We start from the raw sequence: 23,430 nt of genomic DNA on the forward strand, positions 1-23,430 counted from the left end.
AAGGGGAGCCGGGTCGAGAGTAGTACTACTTAGGGCGCGAGACTTAAAACGTTATCAACCGCTTCACGGCAGGTGAAGTTATCAAGTAATAACCGGGTGAATAAAGTTTTATTTATCCGATAGTTGCGAGCCCTGCCGGCACATGACCGTCAGGGCCCACTCGCTCGCCGCCTACCACAAACCTGCTGCAGCCCCTCAGGAAAAAAATGCAGGATGTTGTGCGCAGAAATCGCTTGAGGTGGCCGGCCTTGCCGTCCAAGGTGCCACCCTGATAGCCATTGCCTGAAAAAGGCTGAAGCGTGCGGCGCAGGCACATGACGATGCCTGCGTGAGGAGCGGCCTTCTGCAAGCGTGACGCGTCATCTCGCTGCAGAACGTTGCCGTCTTCTCCCAATAATAAGAGAGGTAAAGGAAATGCAATCCAACAGTCTCAAGCAGAGCCTGAAGCAACGTCACATCACCATGATCGCGCTGGGGGGCGTGATCGGGGCCGGGCTTTTCATGGGCTCCGGCTCGCTGATCGCGTCGGCCGGCCCCGCCGCGATCCTGTCGTACTTCATCGGCGGCATCGTGGTCACCCTGGTGATGTTCATGCTTGGCGAGATGGCCTGCCGCACCCCCGATGCGGGGTCGTTCTCCACCTACGCCAACATGTACCTGGGCGAGTGGGCCGGCTTTACCGTCGGCTGGCTGTACTGGTTCAAGTCGATGATGACGATCACCCTGGAGGCCGTGCTGCTGGGCGCCATCCTGCATGATTTTCTGCCCTGGCTGCCGATCTGGGCGGGCGCGTTCATCATGCTGGTGACCCTGATGGCGAGCAACGCCTACTCGGTGAAGTCGTTCGCCGAAGTGGAGTACTGGCTGGCCGCGCTGAAGGTCGCCACCATCCTCATCTTCATGCTGCTGGGCGTGTCGATTCTGCTCGGCCTGCACAGCGACATCCCGTCCCCTGGCCTGGTGAACCTGACCGCGCACGACGGCTTCATGCCCAATGGCCTATCGCCGGTGATGGCGGGGGTGATCGTGGTGATCTTCTCGCTGGGCGGCAGTGAAATCGCCGCCGTGGCGGCTGGCGAGTCCGAGAACCCGCGCCGCAACGTGATCCGCGCGATCAAGAGCGTGATCCTGCGCGTGATGCTGTTCTACGTGGGCTCGGTGTCGATCCTGATCCTGTGCCTGCCGTGGACCGACAAGGCCAACCTGGCGTCGCCCTATGTGTCGCTGTTCACCCTGGCCGGATTCGGTGGCGCGGCGGTGGCGATGAAGATCGTGCTGTTCGTCTCGTTCATGTCGGTGATGAACTCGTTCATGTTCTCCAACTCGCGCATGCTGTTCTCCCTGAGCCAGCGTGGGCATGCGCCCAAGCTGTTCTCGCACACCACGGCCAAGGGCGTGCCGCTCAATGCCTTGCTGCTCAGCCTGTGCATCTGCCTGACGATTCTGACCGTGCACTTTCTCAGCGGCGGCGACCTGTTCATGACCCTGGCCAAGAGCAGCGGCACCTTCGTGATGATCGTGTGGATCTTCATCATCATTGCCCACCTGGCCATGCGCCTGAAAACCCGTCACGAACCGGTCGACCCCAAGGCCTTCCGCGCCTGGTTCTTCCCTTATGCCAACGTCGTGGCACTGCTTGCGCTGCTCGCCGTGATCGGCAGCCAGGCCATCGACCCGGCATCACGCCTGCAACTGTGGTTCATCGCGGCCACCACGGTGCTGGTGGTGGTGGCCTATTTCGTGAAGCGCAATCGGGTGGCCGACAAACCGGCGGCTTACGTGCAAGCCGAGTAAGCCGTGGCAAGGGTGTAGGAGCCAGCCTTGCTGGCGATGCCCGGCCATGCCGGGCCAGGGGTGCTGTACGCACCATCGCCGGCAAGGCCGGCTCCTGCAGCCGCTTTACCAGAACCCTGCCGGCGCCTGCAGCGCAGCCCTGAACACCTCGATCGCCCGCTCCACATCCGCCATCTCGGTATACCGCCCCACGCTCACCCGCACACTGCTCAGCGCCTGGCCGGCATCCAGCCCCAGTGCCAGCAGCACATGCGAAGGGGCCTGGGTGGCCGAGCTGCACGCGGAGGTCGACGACAGCGCCAGGCTGCCGGCCACCTGCGCGCTGTTGAACCCGCTGCGGCTGATGCACAGGTTCAAGGTGTGTGGGACACGCTGCTGCGCGCACCCATTCAGGGTCACGCCCGGCAGGGCCAGCAAGCCTTCACGCAGGCGCTGGCTCAGTTGCTCGATGCGCATGCTTTGCGCATCACCTTGCACGCCCGCCAGATCGAACGCCGCGCCCATGCCCACAATCTGATGCGTAGCCAGCGTACCCGAGCGCATACCGCCCTCGTGCCCGCCGCCATGCATCTGCGCCTGCAGCACGGGGCGCGCACGCGGGCCGACGTAGAGCGCACCGATGCCTTTGGGCCCATAGACCTTGTGCGCCGAAAACGACATCAGGTCGACCGCCAGCGTGCCCAGGTCGATGGCCACCTTGCCCACCGCCTGCGCCGCGTCCACGTGCAGCAGTGCGCCGTGTTCGCGCACGATGTCGCCGATGCGGGCGATGTCGGTGAGGGTGCCGAGTTCGTTGTTCACCCACATCAACGACACCAGTGCGGTGTCCTCGCGCAAGGCCGCCTGCACGGCCTCGGGCTGGATCAGCCCCTGTGCATCGGGCTTGAGCCAGGTGACCGTGTGGCCCTGGCGCTCCAGTTCATGGGCGGTGTCGATCACCGCCTTGTGCTCCAGGCAACTGGTGATCAGGTGACGGCGCCCAGGCTGGCCCTGGGCAATGCCCTTGAGGGCCAGGTTGTTGGACTCGGTGGCGCCCGAGGTCCATACAAGGGCGTCTGCGGTAGCGCCAACCCGGTCGGCCACTTGCTGGCGCGCGTGGTCCACGGCCTGTCGGGCGGCCTGGCCATAGCCGTGGCCAGTGGAGGCGGGGTTGCCGAAATTGCCCTGGCGGCCGAGGCAGGCCAGCATGGCTTCGATCACCCGGTCATCGACCGGAGTAGTGGCGGCGTAGTCGAGGTACAGCGGTAGTTCTGGCATGGTCATCGTCTTTTTGTGCACGTGAAGGGCAGGTAGGTAGCCTACCGACGATGACGGAGAAAATTTTTGACTGTTGTTCGGTTTGTTTGGTTTTTATAGAAAAAATCTTCTATTTGAATCCAAAGAGTTAGTATTTTTTTCGTTATGGCGCGCCGCCGACCGTATTCATGCCTAAACCGTTGCGCCTCGCCAACCGCATCACACCCTGAACATCGCCATCAGCCCCTGCTGATGATTGGCCAGCCGGTTGAGTGTCTGGCTGATCTGCGCCGATTCCTCGGCTTGCCCGGACAACGATTCGGTCACGTCGCGAATGCTCGCCACGTTGCGGTTCACTTCCTCGGCCACGGCACTCTGTTCCTCCGCCGCCGAAGCGATCTGCAGGTTCATGTCGGTGATCACCGCCACCGCATCGCCAATGCGCTGCAGGGCCGGCAATGCCTGCTCCACACGCGCCGCGCTGTCCTGCGCCTGGCGGTGGCTGTTGTGCATGGCCTCCACCACCTCGCGGGTGCCTTGCTGCAACTCTTCTATATCGACGCGAATCTCGTCCACCGAGTCCTGGGTGCGCTTGGCCAGGTTGCGCACTTCATCGGCCACCACCGCAAAGCCACGCCCGGCTTCCCCCGCCCGCGCTGCCTCGATGGCGGCATTCAATGCCAGCAGGTTGGTCTGCCCGGCAATCGAACGGATCACGTCCAGCACCGAGCCGATCTGCTCGCTGCGCGTGGCCAGGTGTTCCACCTCCTGCATGCTGGTGGTCATCTCGCCGGCCAGTTGTTCGATGGCGCGGGTGGTGTCGCCAATAAGCTCCAGGCCTTCGCGGCTGGCATGGTCGGCGCCGCGCGCAGCCTCGGCGGCCTGCGCGGCGTTGCGCGCCACATCCTGCGCAGTCGCGCTCATCTCGTGCGACGCCGTCGCCACCTGGTCCACCTCGCGGTACTGCTGATGCATGCCGGCGCTGGTCTGGCTGGCCAGTGCCGCCGACTGGTCGGCGGTGCCGCGTGCGTCGTGCACCGAGGCCTTCACGTCGGCAATCACCGGCTGCAGCTTGTCGAGAAACCGGTTGAACCAGCCCGCCAGCTCACCCAGCTCGTCCTTGCCCGCATACTCCAGGCGCCGGGTCAGGTCGCCCTCGCCACTGGCGATGTCCTTGAGCATCGCCGCCACGTCCAGTATCGGGCGGGTCACGCCGCGCGCGGTCAGCCAGATCACCAGCAACCCCACCACCGCGGCCACCAGTGCCATCAACAGGCTGCTGAGGTTGGCGCTGGCATTGTAGGTGTCCAGGCGATTGTTGAGTGCCACGGCCGGCGCACGCAGCACCTGCTCGGGCACTTCCAGCAGCACGCTCCACGGCTGGGCACCGGGCACCGGGGCGAACGACTGGCTCACCTGCAGCAGGCCGTTGTCGTTGAATTCGGCCGCCTTGCCGGCACGCATCTGTTCGGCCAGGGCCCTGGAGTCGGTGCCGAACACCTGCTCGAAGTGCTTGCTCAACTGGCCGCTGTCCTCGCTGTGCCCGGCCAGCAGGCCGGTCGCGCTGACGATGCTCACCTGCCCGTTGCCGTCGAACAGGTCCTTGCGTCCCTCCAGGCTCAGCAGCTGCAGGTTGTCCAGGCTGATGTCCACACCCAGCACGCCGATCAGCTTGCCGTTGTGCTTGAGAGGGATGGAGATGCTGGTGGTCAGCGGGGTGCGGTCGCCCACGGTGTCGAAGTAGGGCTCCACCATGCAGGTGTCACCGCTCTCCAGAGTGCAGGTCAGCCAGCGATTGGAGACCGAGCCATTGGCCGACACGCTGGTGTCGGCGAGCATCGATTCAGGCATCGCCTCGCGCTCCAGGGTGCCGGGGCTGGGCTGCGACCAGTACAACGAGAACCGTCCGGCCTCGTTGCTGCCCGCGCCGGCCTGGTTGACGAAGGCCGCGTCCTTGCCGTCCAGCGCATCGGGCAGGAACACCAGGTACAGCCCGAGCAGTTCGGGGTTGTTGCCCAGCGCCCGTTCGGTTTCGCGGGTCAGGGCCTGGCGCAGGTCGCCATTGCCCTGGGCGCGAAGGTACATCACCAGGTCTGCAAAACCGTTGCCGTACAGGTAGGCGCTCTGGAAGTAGCGCTGGATCTGCGCCGCCTGCAGCTGCGCGTAGGTGTGCAGGCGCAGGCGCGCGTTCTGGTCGAGCATCTGGGTGCTGGCGCTGCTCACCAGCGTGGCGCTGCGCGAGGACTGCACCCGTGTCGCCACCATCAGCACCACCACGACGGCCAGCAGGCACAGGCCCGCCAGCAAGGTGATCTTCCATTGAATTCGCAGGCGACGCAGCAACATGATCAGGTCCTTGATTTCACGGTGTCGAGCAGCAACGGCCCGCTCTGGATCGCGGGTGGGCATCGTTGGGCGGTACTCGGCAGGGGTGGCGCAGTGATGGCATACAGGAGGCAAGGACCATAAGAAAATTGACAGACAAGTGTCAATTAATATTTCCACTTTGAGGCGGGGTGCTCGCAGATAAAACGCAAAATTGCCGATTTTTCCGTTTTTTCGCGGGTGATGACTGATGGTTTGTTTATTAAATTAGACAGATTGGTTATCAGCCCAGGCGGAACCATATGTAAATTTCGTAAATAAGATTTAAACCCATTTGAGAATCATTATATTTGGCGTCTCTTTGTGGCAGCCCTGCCGTGCAGGCTGCCCTTGTGCTTGATGTGACGGAGACGTGAAATGCAGTCCAGAAGTACCCCCAACAGCCTGGCCTGGGCCTTTGTCGCGCTGTCATCGCCGGCCCTGATTGCCACCTCGGCCCAGGCCGATGACGAGCAGAACGGCGAGAACACCCTGGTGATCCAGAACACCATGGTCACCGCCGAGCAGGAAGCCAAGCAGGCACTGGGCTCTTCGATCATCACCGCCGAGGACATCAAGCGTCACCCGCCCGCCAACGACCTGTCCGACATCATCCGTCGCGAACCGGGGGTCAACCTCACCGGCAACAGCGCCAGCGGCGCGCGCGGCAACAACCGCCAGATCGACCTGCGCGGCATGGGCCCGGAAAACACCCTGATCCTGATCGACGGCAAGCCCTCCAGCGCCCGCAACGCAGTGCGCTACGGCTGGAACGGCGACCGCGACACCCGCGGCGAAACCAACTGGGTACCGGCCGAGGCGGTGGAGCGCATCGAGATCCTGCGCGGCCCGGCTGCTGCACGCTATGGCTCCGGCGCCATGGGCGGGGTGGTCAACATCATCACCAAGCGCCCCACCCAGGAACTGCAGGGCAACGTCAGCCTGTTCACCACGCTGCCCGAAGACCACGCCGAAGGCGCCAGCAAGCGCACCAACTTCAGCCTCAGCGGCGGCCTCACCGACGACCTGGCGTTCCGTGTGTATGGCGGCCTGGCCAAGACCGACGCCGATGACCTGGACATCAACGCCAAGAGCGCCAACAGCGCGCTGGTGGCCGGCCGCGAAGGCGTGCGCAACAAGGACATCAACGGCCTGCTCAGCTGGCGCCTGAACGATGAGCACCGCCTGGAGCTGGGCAGCGGCTACAGCCGCCAGGGCAACATCTACGCCGGCGACACCATGAACAGCAACGGCGGCGGTGACGTGGAGCGCATCTCCAGCCTGTACGGCCACGAAACCAACGTAATGCAGCGCAGCACCTACGACCTCACGCACCTGGGCGACTTCCAGTGGGGCTCGACCAAGTCGTCGCTGTCGTATGAATACGTGCGCAACTGGCGCCTCAACGAAGGCCTGGCCGGTGGCCCGGAAGGCTCGATCAACGACACCGGTGCCGACATGTCGCGCCTGCGCAACACGCGCCTGTCCAGCGAAGTGAACCTGCCGTTCAGCCTCGACAGCAGCGAACATGTGCTGACCCTGGGTGGCGAGTACCTGTACGAAGTGCTCAACGACAAGGGCTCGCTGCGCCCGCAAAGCTTCGACCCCAGCGGTGGTGCCGGCAATGAAATCGCAGGCTTCGATCGCAGCGACTCGAAGATGTCGGCCAAGAGCTTCGCCCTGTTCGCCGAAGACAACATCGTGATCGGCGACACCACCATCACCCCGGGCCTGCGCCTGGATCACCACGAAGAGTTCGGCGACAACTACAGCCCGAGCCTGAACGTGGCGCACAAGCTCACCGACGACCTCACCGTCAAGGGCGGTATCGCACGGGCCTACAAGACCCCGAACCTGTACCAGGCCAACCCCAACTACCTGCTCTACAGCAAGGGCAACGGTTGCAGCACCCAGCAGACCAACAACGGCGGCTGCTACCTGCAGGGCAACCCCAACCTCGACCCCGAAACCAGCGTCAACAAGGAAATCGGCCTGCTCTACGACCGTGGCACCTGGCGCACCAGCGCGACGTACTTTCGCAACGACTACAAGAACAAGATCATCGGTGGCACCGACGTGATCTACGACATCAACAGCGGTCGCCGCGTGACCCAGTGGGAAAACGCCGGCAAGGCACTGGTGGAAGGGGTGGAAGGCAACTTCTTCGTCGAGCTGACCCCGTCGCTGGACTGGAACACCAACCTCACCCTGATGCTCAACAACGACAACCGCGACACCGGCGAGCCGCTGAGCGTGATTCCCAAGTACACGGTCAACAGCACCCTGGACTGGCGTGCCACCGACAAGCTGTCGTTCCAGGTCGCCGGTACCTACTTCGGCAAGCAGAAGTCGCCGACCTACAACTACCGCACCCAGCAGAACTACGACCTGGATGCCCAGCAGGACGTCGAAGCTTACGGCCTGGTCGATGTGAGCACCGGCTACAAGATCACCAAGAACTACGACGTGCGCTTTGGCGTGAACAACGTGTTCGACAAGCAGATCCACCGGGGTGGCAACGCCAGCAGTTCGGGCGCCAACACCTACAACCAGCCGGGCCGGGCGCTGTTCGCGGCACTGAACATCTCGTTCTGAGCCGCCATTGCCTACAGGCTGCCCCGGGTCGATCGCGCATCGATCGGCCCGGGGCGGCTTTTTGTGTTTTCAGGCCCTCTACACCCGTACTACCCAAGGTGAAGCGTGAGTTATCTATCAGCACAACCTGCCACGAAGATTCTGGCCGTCGAGGACGATCCGCTGCTGGCGGCCCATCTGGAACAGCACCTGCGTCGCCGCGGTTTCGATGTGAGCGTCTGTCATGGCGTGGACGACAGCACCGACCTGCAGGTCTGGACGGCCTTCGACCTGATCCTCATGGACATCCTCCTGCCCGGTCGCGACGGCCTGCAACTGCTGGGTGAACTGCGCGAGCGGTTCATGGTGCCGGTGATCCTGATGTCGGCACTGGGTGCCGAGCAGGACCGCATCGTCGGCTTCAGCCAGGGCGCCGACGACTACCTGCCCAAGCCGTTCAGCATGAACGAGATGGACGTGCGCATCGATGCGGTGCTGCGCCGGGTCGCCTATGAGCGGGCCGCGCCGGAAGGCGCGCAGGGCGAGCCGGCGGCGCTGCGCAAGGACATGCGCCAGGACATGCAGCTGGGCACCGCGGTGGCCAGCTTCACCCCCATCGAGTACCGCCTGATGCAAGTGCTGCTGGCGCACCCCGAGGAAGTGCTGAGCAAGCCGTTCCTCTACCAGCAGGTGCTGCACAGGCCGTTCTCCCAGCAGGATCGCGTGCTGGACATGCACGTCAGCCACGTGCGCCGCAAGCTGGCCGCCATCGGCTATGCCGGCCGCCTGGCCACGGTATGGGGCAAGGGCTACGTGCTGACACAGGTGCCGGCATGAGCTTGCCCGGACGTCACTCGCTGCTGTGGAAACTGTGCGCGCTGCTGGTGGTGCTGTGCCTGTCGATCATCTGGTTCAGCCGCTCGGGCGGTGCGCACCTGGAGCGCAGGAGCTATCACCTGAGCGAGGAGGCGCGCCAGGTGCTCAAGGGCTATGCCGTGGAGGCCCACGCGGCGTGGCGCAGCGGCGGCACGCCAGGCGTCGACCGGTGGCTGGCCGACCTGAAGATCCGCGAGCCGGGCTGGGCGCTGGTGCTGGGCAGCGACCTGCGCTCGTTGAGCAGCCAGACGCTGACCGATGAGCAGCAGAAGTACGTGACGTTCATGCGCGAGCTCGACTGGCCCATGAGCAAGCGCTCCACCGAGCTGCCGGCGATCAGCGTGCCGTTCCCCGAGGCGCCCCAGGCCGGCAGGCTGGTGATCCAGTTGCCCGAGCGCTTCATGCCGTCGATGCGTCCGCTGCTGGTGCAACTGCTGATCCACGGGCTGCTGCCGGCGCTGTTGGCACTGCTGGCGGGTTTTCTGCTGTATCGCGTGCTGATCGGCCCGCTGGCGCACCTGCGCGCCCAGGCCAATGCCCTGCGTGCCGACCGCCTGGACACCCGGGTCGACCCGGCGATTTCCCGGCGTAGCGACGAACTGGGCGATCTGGGGCGGGCCTTCGACCACATGGCCGAGCGCCTCGAAAAGACCGTGTCGCTGCAGCAGCGCCTGCTCGCCGACCTGTCCCACGAGTTGCGCACGCCGTTGACGCGCCTGCACATGGCCGCCGAAAACGAGCCCGACGATGACGTGTTGCGCGAGCGCCTGACCCGCGAGGTGCAGTGCATGCGCCAGCTGGTCGACGACACCCTGGAGCTGGTGTGGCTCGGCACCGAGCGCCCGCAACTGGCGCTGGACACGGTCGAGGTGCAGACCCTGTGGGAGGTGGTACGCGAGAACGCCTGTTTCGAGTCCGGCTGGCGCGAGGGGCAACTGCCCATGGCGCTCACCGAAGACTGCCTGGTGCGCGGCCACCTCAACGGCCTGGCCCAGGCGATGGAAAACATCGTGCGCAATGCCATCCGCCATTCGCCTGCCAACGGGCAGGTGCGCCTGGGCGGCCGGCGCGATGGCGATTGCTGGCACCTGTGGATCGACGACCAGGGCCCCGGCGTGGCCGAGGCTGCGCTGGAGACCATCTTCCAACCTTTTACCCGACTCGACGCCGCACGCCCGGGCGGCGACGGCTTCGGCCTGGGCCTGACGATCGCCCGTTGCCGGGTGCAGTTGCAGGGCGGCCAGGTATGGGCACAGAACCTCAAGCCGGGCCTGCGCGTGAACCTGCGCCTGCCAGCGGCAGCACAAGGAGAAACCTGATGAGCAACACCCGACCGGTCTGGTTGTTGATTGTGTCGCGCGCGGCAGCCGCCTTGCTGGGCGGCTATGCATTCAGCTATGCGGCCACGGCTTTTCTGGCCCGTGTGCTGCCAATGCCTGCGGTGGATGCGGTGATCGTGGCCAGCCTGCCGTCCTTTGCGTTCTACACCTGCGCGTTCCTGTGGGCCTTCGCCAGTCGCGATGCCCTGCGTGCGTGGTGGCCGGCGGCGCTGGCGGTGCCGTTGGCGGCGGTCGGCTTCTGGCCGCAGTTGTGGAGCCTGTGAGATGAAAAATACCTTCACCCAATCCATGGCGTGGCTGCACACCTGGGCCGGCCTGATCTTCGGCTGGCTTCTGTTCGCGATATTCGCCACCGGTACGCTGGCGGTGTTCGACAGCGAAATCGACAACTGGATGCGCCCCGAGGTGCGCAGCCACGACCTCACCCAGTTGCAGGCCGCGCAACGCGGGCTGGCCTACCTGACCCAGCATGCACCGGGCGCCAGCAACTGGAACATCAGCCTGCCGGATGCACGTTCGCCCGGTTTGCAGGTAGCGTCCGGCGAGCGTCGACGCGGTGGCGGCACCGCGCTCGACCCGCATACCGGCGAGCCGATCGAGGTGCGCGAAACGGCCGGCGGCAGCTTCTTCTTCCGCTTTCACTTCACCCTGAACCTGCCGCGCAACTGGGGCATCTTCGTGGTCGGCGCCCTGGCGATCGTGATGCTGGTGGGGCTGGTCAGCGGCATCGTGATCCACAAGAAGATCTTCAAGGAGTTCTTCACCTTCCGCCCCGGCAAGGGCCAGCGCTCGTGGCTGGATTTTCACAACGCCAGCGCGGTGCTGCTGTTGCCGTTTCACCTGATGATCACCTACACCGGGCTGGTGATCTTTTTGCTGATCTACATGCCGGCGGCGGTGGATGCGCTGTTCGAGGGTGACAACCAGGCGTACTACAAGGCCCAGGGCGAGCAGCGTCTGCCCACGCCGCGCGCGGCGCTCAAGCAGCCAGCCGCGCTGGTCGACCTGGCCCCGGTACTGGCCAGCGCGCAAGAGCGGCTGGGCGCCATCAGCAGCATCGGTATCTCCAACCCCGGTACGGCGGCCGCGCGGATCGAGGTGCGCCCGACCCTGGGCTATCGCATCGCCCTGAGCAAGGGGCAGGCCATGGTGTTCGACGGCGTCAGCGGCGAGCTGCTGCGCGATGTGCCCGACATGCGGCCTGCCGTGCTCACCCAGCGGGTGATGGCGGGGCTGCACTTCGCGCAGTTCGGCGGCTATCCGATGCGCTGGCTGTACTTCGTGTGTGCGTTGGTCAGCACCGCGATGATCGGCACCGGGCTGGTGCTGTTCTGCGTCAAGCGCCGGCGCAAGTACGCCAGTGCCTCGGTGTCGGCGCAGCGTTGGTACAAGGTGGCCGAGAGCTTCAACGTGGCGTTCGTCGCCGGCCTGATGCTGGCCTGCGCAGGCTTGCTGTGGGCCAACCGCCTGCTGCCGGTGGAGCTGGCGCAGCGGGCCAACTGGGAGGTCAAGGCGTTCTTCGCGGTGTGGTTGCTGTCGCTGCTGCATGCCGGTTTGCGCCCGGCGCAGCGCGCCTGGGCCGAGCAGCTGGGGCTGGCCGCGGTACTGTGCATCGGCCTGCCGGTGCTGGGCGCGTTGACCGCGCAGCACGATCCGGCGCACCGCGTGCTGGAGGCCACCAGCGTGGTGCTGGGTGGGTTGCTGGCGTATGCGGCATGGCGCTGCGTGGCGCCGCGTGAAGAAAAACCTGCGCGCAAGCGTGCGACGGTAGCGGTGGAGGGGCAATGACATGCTGATGATCGGCGCGGTGGTGTTTGCCTATGTGGGCATGTTGGCGTTGTGCCTGGGGCTGGAGCGGCACTACAAGCAGGTGTGGGGCAGGGCACCTGCACCCTGGATGCGGGTGGCCCTGCGGTCGGCGGGCTGGTCGGCGCTGGCCATCAGCCTGTGGGTCAGTGGCGTGGCCTGGGGCTGGGCGATGGGGCCGGTAGCCTGGTTTGGCGGTATTTCACTGGCCGGGTTCGGGGTGGCGATGCTGTTGCCGTACTGGCCGCGTGCAATGGTTTGGCTGGCCGCAGCGTTGCCGTTGTGGGGCGTGCTGCTGGCGGTGTGACGATGTTGCAGTGGGGGCTGACATGCTGGACAGGCCCCCCCTGCGCGATGGCATCATCGCTAACTCGTTCACAGTCACCCCGGATGTCTTGCAGATGCTCACGATCTACCTGGTGGTCGCTCTCGGGGCCGTTGTTGCGGGGTTCGTCCAGGGGCTTTCGGGCTTCGCCTTCAGCATGGTCGCGATGTCGTTCTGGGCCTGGGTGCTCGACCCGAAGCTGGCCGCCACCCTGGCGGTGTTCGGCGGCCTCACCGGGCAGGTGGTGGCCGCGTTCTCGGTGCGCCGGGGCTTGAGCCTGCAACGCCTGCTGCCCTTCATCCTCGGTGGCCTGGCCGGCATTCCTCTGGGTGTTGCGCTGTTGCCCAACCTGGACATGCACTGGTTCAAGACCTTGCTCGGGGCCCTGCTGGTGACTTGGTGCCCGGTCATGCTGCTGGCCGGCAGATTGCCGAGAATCCCGCTGGCCGGCCGGCTGGTCGATGGCGTCATCGGTGTGATCGGTGGCGTTATGGGTGGGCTTGGCGGTTTCACCGGCACGGTCCCGACGCTGTGGTGCACCCTCAAGGGCTACGAGCGCGACCTGCAGCGCTCGATCATCCAGAACTTCAACCTGTCGATGCTGTTCGTGACCATGCTCACCTACCTGGGCACCGGCATCGTTACGGTGGACATGCTGCCGTTCTTCGCCATCGTCGCGCCGGCCATGCTGATTCCGACCTTCCTTGGTACGCGCCTGTACATCGGCATCAGCGACCTGCAGTTTCGCCGCATCGTGCTGGGCTTGCTGACTGCCTCGGGTGTCTCGCTGCTGATTTCGTCTGTGCCGAACCTGCTGGGGTAACCCAACCCTTTGGCCGGCTAGGCCGGCTCCTGCAGGTTCGCGCATTTGCCCAACCCCCCGGCACATGCTAGAAAACCGCCTACCCATTCAAAACCTGAATCCCGCCATGAGCCTCAGCCTCAAACCCAACAGGTCTCTGTTCGACCTCGACCTGCTGCGCGCCATCGTGGTGGTGGCCGACTGCGGCAGTTTCACCACGGCGGCCACGCGCCTGCATTCCACCCAGTCGACCATCAGCCAGAAGGTCCGGCGCCTCGAGGAGATGGTCGGTCACCGCCTGCTCGAGCGCGGCAATCGCGAGGTGCTGCCCACCGACGCCGGCCAGACCCTGCTCGGCTATGCCCGCCACATGCTCGCCCTCAACGACCAGATGCTCGAAGCCCTGGCCGGCGCCACGGTCGGCGTGACCCTGCGCCTGGGCGTACCCGAAGACTTCGTTGGCGGGCGCACCACCAACGCGCTGTCGGCGTTCAACCGCAAGCACCCGCAGGTCAAGCTCGAAGTCACCAGCGGCCTGTGCCGCGACCTCAGCCAGAGCTACGACAACGGCGAGCTCGACCTGGTGCTGCTCAAGCAGCGGCGCAACGGTCGCGAAGGGGTGGCCAGCTGGCCGGAGCAATTGCGCTGGATCGACAGCGCGCACAACCCGGCCCTGGCGCTGGACCCGATCCCGCTGGTGACCTTTCCGCCACGTGGGCTGTACCGCGACGAAATCATCAGTGCAGTAGAGAGCCTGGGCCGGCGCTGGCGCATCGCGTTCACCAGCTCCAGCCTCAGCGGCATTCAGGCCGCCGTGGCCGACGGCATGGGCATCAGCCTGCTGCCGCCACGCGCCGTCACCGCCGAACACCGGGTGCTCGGCGAGGCGGATGGCCTGCCGGTGATCGACAGCTACGAGATTCTGATTCTGCATCGCCAGACGGCCGATCCGATGGTACGAGCGCTGGCGGGCGTGTTGACCGGCCTGCTCGAAGCACAGGCGGTGTGAGCCTGCGGGTCACTTCCCCACAAAAAAGCCCGCCAGTCACGGCGGGCTTTCTGCATCGCTACCTGCTTAACGCTTTGGGTTCAGCGTCAGGTTCACGTTGCGGTTCACATCCTTGTACAGCAGGTAGCGGAACGGGCCAGGGCCACCCGAGTAGCAGGCCTGCGGGCAGAAGGCGCGCAGCCACATGAAGTCGCCGGCTTCCACTTCGACCCAGTCCTGGTTCAGGCGGTACACCGCCTTGCCTTCCAGCACGTACAGGCCGTGCTCCATCACGTGGGTTTCCGCGAACGGGATGGTGCCGCCCGGCTGGAAGGTCACGATGTTGACGTGCATGTCGTGGCGCATGTCGGCCATGTCGACGAAGCGGGTGGTGACCCAGGCGCCATCGGTGCCCGGCATCGGGATCGGGGTAACGTCCTGTTCGTTGGTGACGAACGCTTCCGGGTGCGCCAGGCCTTCGACTTCCTGGTAGTGCTTGCGGATCCAGTGGAAGGTCACGTTGGCCGCGCTGTTGTTGCGCAGGCTCCAGTCGGCGCCCGGCGGAATGAACGCGTAGCCGCCTGGCTTGAGGGTGTACGGCTTGCCTTGCAGGGTGATGTCGACTTCACCCTCGACCACGAACAGAACCGCCTCGGCGTTCTTGTCCTGCTCCGGGCGCTCGCTGCCGCCTTCAGGGGCAACTTCGACGATGTACTGCGAGAAGGTCTCGGCGAAACCCGACAGCGGGCGGGCGATGACCCACATGCGCATCTTGTCCCAGAAGGGCAGGTGGCTGGTGACGATGTCACGCATCACGCCCTTGGGGATCACCGCGTAGGCTTCGGTGAACATGGCACGGTCTGTCAGCAGCTCGGTCTGAGCCGGGTGCCCGCCGTGGGGGGCGAAGTAAGTGGTTCTGGACATGGACAGTCTCGATGTTTGTTGTTGTGTCCCCCGGGCCAGCCTGCGGCGGGCGGCCCCGTTCAGGGATTGCACCGCTACGTTATGACCATCTTTAGCTATCCACAAATTAAATGTTGAAATCCCTGTCATTCGATTTGTGAATGCGGCGTGCGCCGGGCCAACACTGCGCTACAGGTGTGCGCCCTGTGTAGCGGGTGATGCAACACCTGTAGCGTTGATTGCAGCGCGGGCGGCATCGGTGCGGCGCGCGAAAAGCCGCGTGCCAGAGCGGTTGTGGCGGTTCATGTCACAGCTGGCATGGCGGTTGCGATGAGCTGATGGCGCAGCGCGAAGACTGCGCCACTAATAAGAACAGGACACTCCCATGAGACAGACTGGCCTCGCCTCGCTTCCCCTCAAATCCCTTGCCGTTGCCGTGCTGCTGAGCCTGGCGGGTACACCGGCGCTGGCTGCGGACATCCCGGCCAACGTCGATGGCGCGCGCATCATCGCCGCCGACAAGGAGCCCGGTAACTGGATGAGCACCGGGCGCACCTACGACGAACAGCGCTACAGCCCCCTCAAGCAGATCAGCGACCAGAACGTCGGCCAGCTGGGCCTGGCCTGGAGCTACAAGCTGGACCTGGACCGTGGCGTGGAAGCCACCCCCATCGTGGTCGACGGGGTGATGTACACCACCGGGCCGTTCTCGGTGGTGTACGCGCTGGATGCGCGCGACGGCAGGCTGATCTGGAAGTACGACCCGCAATCGGACCGCCACCGCGCCGGCGAAGCCTGTTGCGACGCGGTCAACCGTGGCGTGGCGGTGTGGAAGGGCAAGGTCTACGTGGGCGTGCTCGACGGGCGCCTGGAGGCCATCGACGCCAAGACCGGCCAGCGCGCCTGGTCGGTCGACACCCGCGCCGACCACAAGCGCAGCTACACCATCACCGGCGCCCCTCGGGTGGTCAACGGCAAGGTGGTGATCGGCAACGGCGGCGCCGAGTTCGGCGTGCGGGGCTATGTCACCGCCTACGACGCCGAAACCGGCAAGGAGGCGTGGCGCTTCTACACCGTGCCGGGCGACCCCAAGCTGCCGCCCGAGGGCAAGGGCATGGAGATCGCCGCCAAGACCTGGTTCGGCGATGCCTATGTGGAGCAGGGCGGTGGCGGCACCGCCTGGGACTCGTTCGCCTACGACCCGGAGCTGAACCTGCTCTACATCGGCGTGGGCAACGGCTCGCTGTGGGACCCCAAATGGCGTAGCCAGGCCAAGGGCGACAACCTGTTCCTGTCGTCCATCGTGGCGGTCAATGCCGACACCGGCGAATACGTGTGGCACTACCAGACCACCCCGGGCGATGCCTGGGACTACACCGCCACCCAGCACATGATCCTGGCCGAGCTGCCCATCGACGGCAAGCCGCGCAAGGTGCTGATGCAGGCGCCGAAAAACGGCTTCTTCTATGTGATCGACCGCGCCACCGGCGAGCTGCTGTCGGCCAAGGGCATCGTGCCGCAGAGCTGGACCAAGGGCATGGACATGAAGACCGGGCGGCCGATCCTGGACGAAGAGAACGCCGCCTACTGGAAGAACGGCAAGCGCAACCTGGTGACCCCGGCGTTCTGGGGTGCACATGACTGGCAGCCGATGTCGTACAACCCCGACACCGGGCTGGTGTACATCCCGGCGCACATCATGTCGGCCTACTACGAGCACATCCCCGAGGCGCCCAAGCGCAACCCGTTCAAGAGCATGTACCAGCTGGGCCTGCGCACCGGGATGATGCCCGAAGGCGCCGAAGGCCTGCTGGAGATGGCCAAGAGCTGGTCGGGCAAGCTGATCGCCTGGGACCCGGTCAAGCAGCAGGCCGCCTGGGAAGTGCCCTACGTGACCATCTTCAACGGCGGCACCTTGAGTACCGCGGGCAACCTGGTGTTCGAGGGCAGCGCCGACGGGCGGGTGATCGCCTATGCCGCCGACACCGGCGAAAAACTCTGGGAGCAACCGGCTGCCAGCGGCGTGATGGCCGCGCCCGTCACCTACAGCGTGGATGGCGAGCAGTACGTGACCTTCATGGCCGGCTGGGGCGGCGCGTTCTCCACCTTTGCCGGGGCCCTGTCGCTGCGGGCCGGCGTGCAGCCGTACGCCCAGGTGCTGACCTACAAGCTGGGCGGCACCGCCAAGCTGCAAGAGCCGGCGCCACGCCCGGACACCCCCAAACCACCCGCGTTGAGCAACGACACCGCTTCGATCGAGGCGGGCGCCAAGCTGTACGACGGTTACTGCTCGCAGTGCCACGGTATCCACGCGGTCAGCGGCGGCGTGCTGCCCGACCTGCGCAAGCTCACCCCGGAAAAGCACCAGATGTTCCTCGGCATCCTCTTCGGTGGCCGCGTGCCGGATGGCATGCCGTCGTTCGCCGACGCCTTCACCCCCGAGCAGGTCGACCAGATCCACCAGTACTTGATCAAGCGCGCCCACGACCTTCATCAGGAAGGCGATACCTGGAAGCAGTTCAGCGCCAAGTCATCCCATTGAAAAGGAGCCATTGACCCATGAGTGACGTCATCTACCAGAACTACATCGCCAATGCGTTCGTCGACAGCGACGCGCAGATCGAGGTGCACAACCCGGCCAATGGACAACTGCTGGGGCGCGTGCCCCAGGCCAGTGACGCGCAGGTGGAGCAGGCCATTGCCGCCGCGCGCAAGGCCCAGAAGAGCTGGGCCACGCGCCCGGCTATCGAGCGCGCCGGCTACCTGCGCAAGATCGCCAGCAAGGTGCGTGACAACGCCGAGCGCCTGGCGCGCATCATCACCGCCGAGCAGGGCAAGGTGCTCGGCCTGGCCCTGGTCGAAGTCAACTTCACCGCCGACTACCTGGACTACATGGCCGAGTGGGCGCGACGCCTGGAAGGCGAGGTGCTCACCAGCGACCGCGCCGGTGAAAGCATCTTTCTGCTGCGCAAGCCGTTGGGTGTGGTGGCCGGGATTCTGCCGTGGAACTTCCCGTTCTTTCTGATCGCCCGCAAGATGGCGCCGGCCCTGCTCACGGGCAACACCATCGTGATCAAGCCCAGCGAGGAAACACCGATCAACTGCTTCGAGTTCGCCCGCCTGGTGGCCGAGACCGACCTGCCCAGCGGCGTGTTCAACGTGGTGTGCGGTACCGGGGCGACCGTGGGCCAGCGCCTGACCAGCCACGCCGGCATCGACCTGATCAGCTTCACCGGCAGCGTGGGCACCGGCTCGCGGATCATGGCCGCGGCGGCGCCGAACATCACCAAGCTCAACCTGGAGCTGGGCGGCAAGGCGCCGGCCATCGTGCTGGCTGATGCGGACCTGGAGCTGGCGGTCAAGTCGATCACCGCGTCGCGGGTGATCAACACCGGGCAGGTGTGCAACTGCGCCGAGCGGGTGTACGTGCAGCGCGAGGTGGCGGATGAGTTCACCGACAAACTGGCCAGCGCCATGGCCGCCACCCGTTATGGTGACCCGCTGGCCGAGGCGGACCTGGACATGGGCCCGCTGATCAACCAGGCCGCCCTGGACAAGGTCGGGCAGATGGTGCGCACCGCCACCGGGCAGGGCGCGCAGCTGGTGACCGGGGGCGTGGTGGCCGATCGCGGGCAGGGCTTCCACTACCAGCCGACGGTGCTGGCCGGCTGCTCGGCCGACATGGAGATCATGCGCAAGGAGATCTTCGGGCCGGTGTTGCCGATCCAGATCGTGGAGAGCCTGGACGAGGCGATTGCGCTGGCCAACGACAGTGAATACGGGCTGACTTCATCGCTGTACACGCGCAGCCTGAGTGCAGCGATGCATGCCAGCAACGCGCTGGATTTCGGCGAGACCTACATCAACCGCGAGAACTTCGAGGCCATGCAGGGCTTCCATGCCGGCACGCGCAAGTCGGGGATCGGTGGGGCCGATGGCAAGCATGGGTTGTATGAGTACACGCATACCCATGTGGTCTATATCCAGATCTGAGGCCCAGTAGCCTGTTAGGGCCTCATCGCGGGTCAAGCTCGCTCCCACAGCCTGTGGGAGCGGGCTCGACCCGCGATGGGTTGCACAGCAACCCCTGCCATCACAACCGATCATTGGGCTGCACCACCCCGTACTTCTTCATCTGCCGATACAGCGTCGAGCGCGCCACCCCCAGTTCAGCCGCCACCGCACTGATGTTCCAGCGATGGCGCCGCAACCTTTGCAGCAACTCGCTGGCCGGGTCCTGGCTGTCGATGCGCAGCGGCTCGTCGCGCACCACCTGCACCACTTCCGCCGGCAGGCAATCCACGTCGATCACCCCGTCCTCGGCCAACGCCACCGCGTAGCGCAACGCATTGAGCAACTGACGAATGTTGCCCGGCCACGCATGGGCATGCAGGCACTGGCGGGCCTGTTCGGTCAGCCGCACGCCGCTGCTCTGCGCCGCCAGTAACTGCTCGATCAACGCGCCCCGGTCACTGCGTTCGCGCAAGGCCGGCAACGCCAGGCTCATGCCGCCCAGGCGGTAGTAGAGGTCCTCGCGAAAGCGCTTGTCGCCAATCATCCCGTGCAGGTCCTGGTGGGTCGCCGACACCACCTGCACGTCCAGCGCCACCGGCGCCTGGGCGCCGATCGGGAAGATCTCGCGCTCGGCCAGCACCCGCAGCAAACGGGTTTGCAGGTGCGCCGGCATGTCGCCGATCTCGTCCAGAAACAGCGTGCCGCCGGCGGCCAGTTCCAGCTTGCCCTTCATGCCCTTCTTGTCGGCCCCGGTGAAGCTGCCGCCGCGGTAGCCGAACAGCTCGCTCTCGATCAGCGTCTCGGGAATCGCCGCGCAATTGAGCGCGATGAACGGCCCGGCGCGCCGCGCACTGGCCTGGTGGATGGCGCGGGCGAATGCCTCCTTGCCGGTGCCGGTCTCGCCGGTGATCAGTATCGGCAGGTCCTTGTCGAGCACCTTGCGCACCCGCTGCACCGCCTGTTGCAGGCGCGCATCGCCGCCGGCCAGCTGCTGCAGGTCGGGGTGGCTGCTGCGCACCGGCGGTCTGGCCGGGGCAGGGCGGTGGCGCTGCGACGGTATGCGCAGGCCCACATCCAGCAAGGCGTCGTCCTGCTGCCCGCGCAGGCGCACGCCGCGTGCACCGCCCTGGGTCAGGTGCAGCAGTTCATCCATCGAGGTTGGCAGCAGGCTGTCGATGCGCGCACCCAGCAGCGGCGCCGCATCGCGCTGGTGGGCAACGAAGGTGGCGCGGTTGGCGCCGATGATGCGGCCGTTGTCGTCCAGCGCCAGCAACTGCTCGTTGGCCAGGTCGGCTATGTCGTCGATGGGCTTGAGCGACAGGGTGAGGCGGTCGCGGTAGCACTCGCGAAAGTGCGCGTTCTCGATCAGCCGCGCATACAGGATCACCAGTTGCAGGGTCAGGTACTGCGCCTCCTTGGGCCCGTTGCTGTTCAGGCAGGTGGCGTTCAGGCAGCCGCGCAGCAGGCCCTGGGCGTCGAAGATCGGCGCCACCGAGCAGCTCAGGCGAAAGTTGGAGGCCAGAAAGTGCTCTTCGCGGTGGATGATCAGCGGCTGCGCGGCGGCCAGGGTGGTGCCGATGCCGTTGGTGCCGGCAATCGACTCGTCCCAGCGCGCGCCCACCACCAGCCCGGCCTGGGTATAGATGTGGCTGGCTTCGGGCAGGCGGGTGTCGAGGGTGATGCCGTGTTCGTCGCTGAGCAGCACCGCGAACCCGGCCGGCACCACGCGCCTGGCCAGGCCGCTGACGCCCTGGCTGGCGATGGCCAGGTATTGCTGGTGCTGCTGTTGATGCTGGCGGATGGCGTCGGCGCCCAGCACGTGGGTACGCCCGGCGGCGCCGGGGTCGAGGCGATGCTCGACCACGCTGCGGTACCAGGACTGCGCAATGACAGGGTCGGGGCGGATGCCGCGCTCGGGGAAGTGATCGTCGACGAAGGCCGCAAGATCGCTCGGGCTGGTCTGGGTATGCTGCATGCTGGGCTCCCGTCGACCGTGGCGCGCGCAGGGGCGGCTCACCGTCATCTTGTTGTCTCGGGCCAGGGGCGGGCACCGATCTGTGCCTACCTTAGTCGCTGTGTCGGGAATTTTCAGCTATTGATGCAGCCCTGGCCTAGAAAAGCATCCCCAGCAGAATTGCCTTCACCGTCGCCTCGGCCTTGTTGCTGGCCTGCAGCTTGCGCATGGCGTTGACCAGGTGGAACTTCACCGTGCGGCTGTCGATGGTGAGGATGATGCTGATCTCGCTGTAGGTCTTGCCCACGGCGGTCCATTTGAGCACTTCTTTCTCCCGTGCGGTCAGGGCCTTCTGGGCCTCGGGCAGGTGGGTCTGGGCAAAGAAGCCGGTCATGGCACTGTGCGCCAGTTGCGACAGCCAGATGAGCTTGGCTTCCTTGGCGTCCAGTTCCAGTGTGGAGATCGGGTCATCCGGGCGGGACAGGGACAGCAGGCCGATGGTGCCGTAGTCGCCCTGCACCGACAGGCACCAGCCGTGGTCCAGGCTGTAGTGCCGCGCCTCTTCCCAGAATGCCTGCTGGTGCTGCTGTTGCGCGGCGGCCCACTGCAGGGGCGTGGTGCGGGTCAGCCCGTGGGCCACCGTCGGGTCGCAGGAAAAATAGTCCTCGGCCACGTACCTGGCTTCCCAGGCGCTGGGGTAGTTGGAGCGCAGGATGAACTGCGGGGCGGCGATCGGCAGCGGATTCTTCAGCCCATAGGAACAGAACTCGAAGTCCAGCTCGCGGGTAAGTCGGGTCAGCTCGCTGAACAGCTCGCCTTCGTTGCGGCACCCCGTCACCACGGCAATGAAGTGCTCGCGCCAGTCATTCACGCAATGTGCCTTTCATGGGTGGAATGTGCTCGGCCAATGGAGAGTGCAAACAGGCCCGAATTATACCGTACGGTACAGTTTTCGCGGAAAACTTCTGTAGCAAATGGCCATCAGTGCGCTGGCATTTCAGGTTTTTCCTACGAATAAACCTGCCCTTTCGGGCAGCTATATAGGCTCCGGAGGGTTTGTTGTACTCCCAGCTCTTTGAGTTGGGGCGTTTTCATGTTCACTGCTGTAACCGGGACCATCAAAGACTTTCCGCGCACCATGGCGAGCGCACTGGCCGAGTACCGCTACCAGGTGTTTGTAAGGGAGCTGGGCTGGCCATTGCAGTGTCCCGAGGGTCAGGAGTGGGATGAGTTCGACCGCCCCGATACGCTGTATGTGCTGGCATGCGACAAGCAACAGAATATTTTCGGTTGTGCCCGCCTGATCCCCACCCATCGCCCGTACCTGCTGGCAGAAGTGTTTCCGCACCTGGTTGGCGATGCGCCGCTCCCCTATCAGCAGGACATATGGGAGCTCTCGCGCTTCGCCATGAGTTCGCCCAAAGGCCAATACCTGTCGGCTGAACAGGCTTGGCAGAATACCGTGGCGATGGTCGGCAAGGTGATCGATGTGGCCCGTGCCCAGGGGGCGCGCAGGCTGATTGCCTTTACTGCAATGGGTAACGAGCGGTTGCTCAAGCGCATGGGCGTGACCACGCGAAGAATCGCGCGTCCGCAGATGATTGACGACAAGCCGGTGCTGGCCTTCTGGATCGAAATCGATGACCAGACGACCCGCGCACTGCAACTGGCAGCGTGACGGGTGAACATGTCGAGGGAAGGTGGTAAAGCAATGATTGCGTGTGTGCGTTGGCTGTTGGTCGTGCTGTTCGTGGTGGTGACGTTTCCGTTCCTGTGCCTGGTGCTGTTGCTCAACCCGCGCAAGCAGGACAACCTCTACCTGGCCTGCAAGGTCTACAGGGCCATCAACTGGATCTTTGGCGTGCGCGTCGAGGTTGGTGGTTTCGACGCCATCGCGCCCGACCGCTCCTACATCTATGTGGCCAACCACCAGAGCAACCACGATGCATTTGTCGTGGCCCAGGCGCTGCGCCCAGGCACGGTGATCGTGGGCAAGCAGTCGTTGCGCTGGCTGCCGTTGGCCGGGCAGCTGTACTGGCTGACCGGCAGCCTGTTCATCGACCGCAGCAACCCGCGCGCGTCGATCACCAGCCTGCGGCGCATCGCCACCCGCGTGGCCGACAGCAAGACATCGCTCTGGATCTTCCCCGAGGGCACGCGCAACACCGGGCAGGGCGTGCTGCCGTTCAAGACCGGTGCATTTCGCATCGCCAAGGAAATGGGCATCGGCATCATCCCCGTGACCATCAGCCCGGCGGTGCGCCGGATTCGCCACAACGCCCTGGGCTGCACCGATGTGAGTATCGTGGCGCACCGGCCCATCGAGGCCGACCTGGTGGCCAGCATGGATGCCAAGCAGCTGGCGTCGTATACGCGGGAAGTGGTCAACAATGGGTTGCCCATCGTGTAGTTGCCGGGGCCTTCGCCCGCAAGGCTGGTTCCTGCAGGAACCAG

The 23,430-nt window shown here is 65.2% G+C and carries 18 protein-coding genes; 13 read left to right on the forward strand and 5 right to left on the reverse strand.

Annotated elements, in window-relative coordinates:
- Window positions 1-414: 414 nt before the first annotated feature.
- Window positions 415-1,794, forward strand: coding sequence for an amino acid permease (locus NJH59_RS03410; RefSeq protein WP_043861150.1), 1,380 nt, complete (start codon window positions 415-417; stop codon window positions 1,792-1,794).
- A gap of 105 nt (window positions 1,795-1,899) precedes the next feature.
- Here the strand turns inward: NJH59_RS03410 and NJH59_RS03415 are convergent, their stop codons facing one another.
- Window positions 1,900-3,051 carry an aminotransferase class V-fold PLP-dependent enzyme gene (locus NJH59_RS03415; RefSeq protein ID WP_253086393.1) on the reverse strand — a complete coding sequence of 384 codons (1,152 nt, stop codon included), beginning with the start codon at window positions 3,049-3,051 and terminating at the stop codon, window positions 1,900-1,902.
- Window positions 3,052-3,249: 198 nt separating this feature from the next.
- Entirely contained in the window at window positions 3,250-5,376 is a 2,127-nt protein-coding gene (locus NJH59_RS03420) for a methyl-accepting chemotaxis protein (protein WP_253086394.1), read from the reverse strand.
- Between the two features lie 396 nt (window positions 5,377-5,772).
- Between NJH59_RS03420 and NJH59_RS03425 the strand changes: the two genes are divergently transcribed.
- The 8 genes from NJH59_RS03425 to NJH59_RS03460 all read left to right on the forward strand — a co-directional run bounded on the left by NJH59_RS03425 (window position 5,773) and on the right by NJH59_RS03460 (window position 14,126).
- Complete coding sequence (locus NJH59_RS03425; RefSeq protein ID WP_253086395.1) at window positions 5,773-7,989, forward strand: TonB-dependent siderophore receptor; 2,217 nt, start codon at window positions 5,773-5,775, stop codon at window positions 7,987-7,989.
- A 105-nt stretch (window positions 7,990-8,094) separates the two neighbouring features.
- Window positions 8,095-8,805 carry a response regulator transcription factor gene (locus NJH59_RS03430; protein WP_213605856.1) on the forward strand — a complete coding sequence of 237 codons (711 nt, stop codon included), beginning with the start codon at window positions 8,095-8,097 and terminating at the stop codon, window positions 8,803-8,805.
- Entirely contained in the window at window positions 8,802-10,163 is a 1,362-nt protein-coding gene (locus NJH59_RS03435; protein ID WP_088515198.1) for a cell wall metabolism sensor histidine kinase WalK, read from the forward strand. The genes NJH59_RS03430 and NJH59_RS03435 overlap by 4 nt, the downstream gene beginning before the upstream one ends.
- Window positions 10,163-10,447, forward strand: coding sequence for a hypothetical protein (locus tag NJH59_RS03440; RefSeq protein ID WP_043861156.1), 285 nt, complete (start codon window positions 10,163-10,165; stop codon window positions 10,445-10,447). Before NJH59_RS03435 ends, NJH59_RS03440 begins: the two co-directional genes overlap by 1 nt.
- A 1-nt stretch (window position 10,448) precedes the next feature.
- Complete coding sequence (locus NJH59_RS03445; protein ID WP_104572666.1) at window positions 10,449-11,972, forward strand: PepSY domain-containing protein; 1,524 nt, start codon at window positions 10,449-10,451, stop codon at window positions 11,970-11,972.
- A 1-nt stretch (window position 11,973) separates the two neighbouring features.
- Window positions 11,974-12,297: a DUF3325 domain-containing protein gene (locus NJH59_RS03450; protein ID WP_253086396.1), complete on the forward strand. Its 324-nt coding sequence runs from the start codon at window positions 11,974-11,976 to the stop codon at window positions 12,295-12,297.
- Between the two features lie 22 nt (window positions 12,298-12,319).
- The gene (locus tag NJH59_RS03455; protein ID WP_231390634.1) at window positions 12,320-13,138 is read left to right on the forward strand and encodes a sulfite exporter TauE/SafE family protein; all 819 of its coding nucleotides are present in this window, start codon (window positions 12,320-12,322) and stop codon (window positions 13,136-13,138) included.
- A gap of 106 nt (window positions 13,139-13,244) precedes the next feature.
- Window positions 13,245-14,126, forward strand: a complete 882-nt coding sequence (locus NJH59_RS03460) for a LysR substrate-binding domain-containing protein (protein ID WP_043861159.1) — start codon at window positions 13,245-13,247, stop codon at window positions 14,124-14,126.
- A gap of 66 nt (window positions 14,127-14,192) precedes the next feature.
- On the opposite strand, the gene NJH59_RS03465 is transcribed toward NJH59_RS03460, so the two are convergent.
- Entirely contained in the window at window positions 14,193-15,029 is an 837-nt protein-coding gene (locus NJH59_RS03465) for a bifunctional allantoicase/(S)-ureidoglycine aminohydrolase (protein ID WP_043861160.1), read from the reverse strand.
- Window positions 15,030-15,393: 364 nt separating this feature from the next.
- On the opposite strand from NJH59_RS03465, the gene NJH59_RS03470 reads away from it, so the two are divergent.
- Together NJH59_RS03470 and aldA are read left to right on the forward strand one after the other, a co-directional pair.
- Window positions 15,394-17,550, forward strand: a complete 2,157-nt coding sequence (locus NJH59_RS03470; RefSeq protein ID WP_054915158.1) for a PQQ-dependent dehydrogenase, methanol/ethanol family — start codon at window positions 15,394-15,396, stop codon at window positions 17,548-17,550.
- A gap of 17 nt (window positions 17,551-17,567) precedes the next feature.
- Window positions 17,568-19,001, forward strand: a complete 1,434-nt coding sequence (gene aldA / locus NJH59_RS03475; protein ID WP_253086397.1) for an aldehyde dehydrogenase — start codon at window positions 17,568-17,570, stop codon at window positions 18,999-19,001.
- A 100-nt stretch (window positions 19,002-19,101) separates the two neighbouring features.
- On the opposite strand, the gene NJH59_RS03480 is transcribed toward aldA, so the two are convergent.
- Both NJH59_RS03480 and NJH59_RS03485 read right to left on the reverse strand, forming a co-directional pair.
- Window positions 19,102-20,997 carry a sigma-54-dependent Fis family transcriptional regulator gene (locus NJH59_RS03480; protein ID WP_253086398.1) on the reverse strand — a complete coding sequence of 632 codons (1,896 nt, stop codon included), beginning with the start codon at window positions 20,995-20,997 and terminating at the stop codon, window positions 19,102-19,104.
- A gap of 136 nt (window positions 20,998-21,133) precedes the next feature.
- Entirely contained in the window at window positions 21,134-21,847 is a 714-nt protein-coding gene (locus NJH59_RS03485; RefSeq protein ID WP_043861163.1) for a LuxR family transcriptional regulator, read from the reverse strand.
- Between the two features lie 222 nt (window positions 21,848-22,069).
- Between NJH59_RS03485 and NJH59_RS03490 the strand changes: the two genes are divergently transcribed.
- A complete protein-coding gene (locus NJH59_RS03490; protein ID WP_043861164.1) occupies window positions 22,070-22,654 on the forward strand; it encodes an acyl-homoserine-lactone synthase in 585 nt (194 codons plus the stop codon).
- 45 nt (window positions 22,655-22,699) lie between these two features.
- Window positions 22,700-23,386 (forward strand): 1-acyl-sn-glycerol-3-phosphate acyltransferase, encoded by a 687-nt coding sequence (locus tag NJH59_RS03495; protein ID WP_210015277.1) that lies wholly within the window; start codon window positions 22,700-22,702, stop codon window positions 23,384-23,386.
- Window positions 23,387-23,430 lie beyond the last annotated feature (44 nt).

Source organism: Pseudomonas sp. VE 267-6A (genome assembly GCF_024126555.1).
Taxonomy (GTDB): domain Bacteria; phylum Pseudomonadota; class Gammaproteobacteria; order Pseudomonadales; family Pseudomonadaceae; genus Aquipseudomonas; species Aquipseudomonas palmensis.

What these genes read in the sequence shown, in the direction of transcription:
- NJH59_RS03465 (WP_043861160.1), bottom strand. Translation starts at nt 15,029, where the DNA reads ATGTCCAGAACCACTTACTTCGCCCCCCACGGCGGGCACCCGGCTCAG.
- NJH59_RS03420 (WP_253086394.1), bottom strand. Translation starts at nt 5,376, where the DNA reads ATGTTGCTGCGTCGCCTGCGAATTCAATGGAAGATCACCTTGCTGGCG.
- NJH59_RS03480 (WP_253086398.1), bottom strand. Translation starts at nt 20,997, where the DNA reads ATGCAGCATACCCAGACCAGCCCGAGCGATCTTGCGGCCTTCGTCGAC.
- NJH59_RS03410 (WP_043861150.1), top strand. Translation starts at nt 415, where the DNA reads ATGCAATCCAACAGTCTCAAGCAGAGCCTGAAGCAACGTCACATCACC.
- NJH59_RS03450 (WP_253086396.1), top strand. Translation starts at nt 11,974, where the DNA reads ATGCTGATGATCGGCGCGGTGGTGTTTGCCTATGTGGGCATGTTGGCG.
- NJH59_RS03490 (WP_043861164.1), top strand. Translation starts at nt 22,070, where the DNA reads ATGTTCACTGCTGTAACCGGGACCATCAAAGACTTTCCGCGCACCATG.
- NJH59_RS03435 (WP_088515198.1), top strand. Translation starts at nt 8,802, where the DNA reads ATGAGCTTGCCCGGACGTCACTCGCTGCTGTGGAAACTGTGCGCGCTG.
- NJH59_RS03415 (WP_253086393.1), bottom strand. Translation starts at nt 3,051, where the DNA reads ATGCCAGAACTACCGCTGTACCTCGACTACGCCGCCACTACTCCGGTC.
- NJH59_RS03470 (WP_054915158.1), top strand. Translation starts at nt 15,394, where the DNA reads ATGAGACAGACTGGCCTCGCCTCGCTTCCCCTCAAATCCCTTGCCGTT.
- NJH59_RS03455 (WP_231390634.1), top strand. Translation starts at nt 12,320, where the DNA reads ATGCTGGACAGGCCCCCCCTGCGCGATGGCATCATCGCTAACTCGTTC.
- NJH59_RS03440 (WP_043861156.1), top strand. Translation starts at nt 10,163, where the DNA reads ATGAGCAACACCCGACCGGTCTGGTTGTTGATTGTGTCGCGCGCGGCA.
- aldA (WP_253086397.1), top strand. Translation starts at nt 17,568, where the DNA reads ATGAGTGACGTCATCTACCAGAACTACATCGCCAATGCGTTCGTCGAC.
- NJH59_RS03445 (WP_104572666.1), top strand. Translation starts at nt 10,449, where the DNA reads ATGAAAAATACCTTCACCCAATCCATGGCGTGGCTGCACACCTGGGCC.
- NJH59_RS03460 (WP_043861159.1), top strand. Translation starts at nt 13,245, where the DNA reads ATGAGCCTCAGCCTCAAACCCAACAGGTCTCTGTTCGACCTCGACCTG.
- NJH59_RS03425 (WP_253086395.1), top strand. Translation starts at nt 5,773, where the DNA reads ATGCAGTCCAGAAGTACCCCCAACAGCCTGGCCTGGGCCTTTGTCGCG.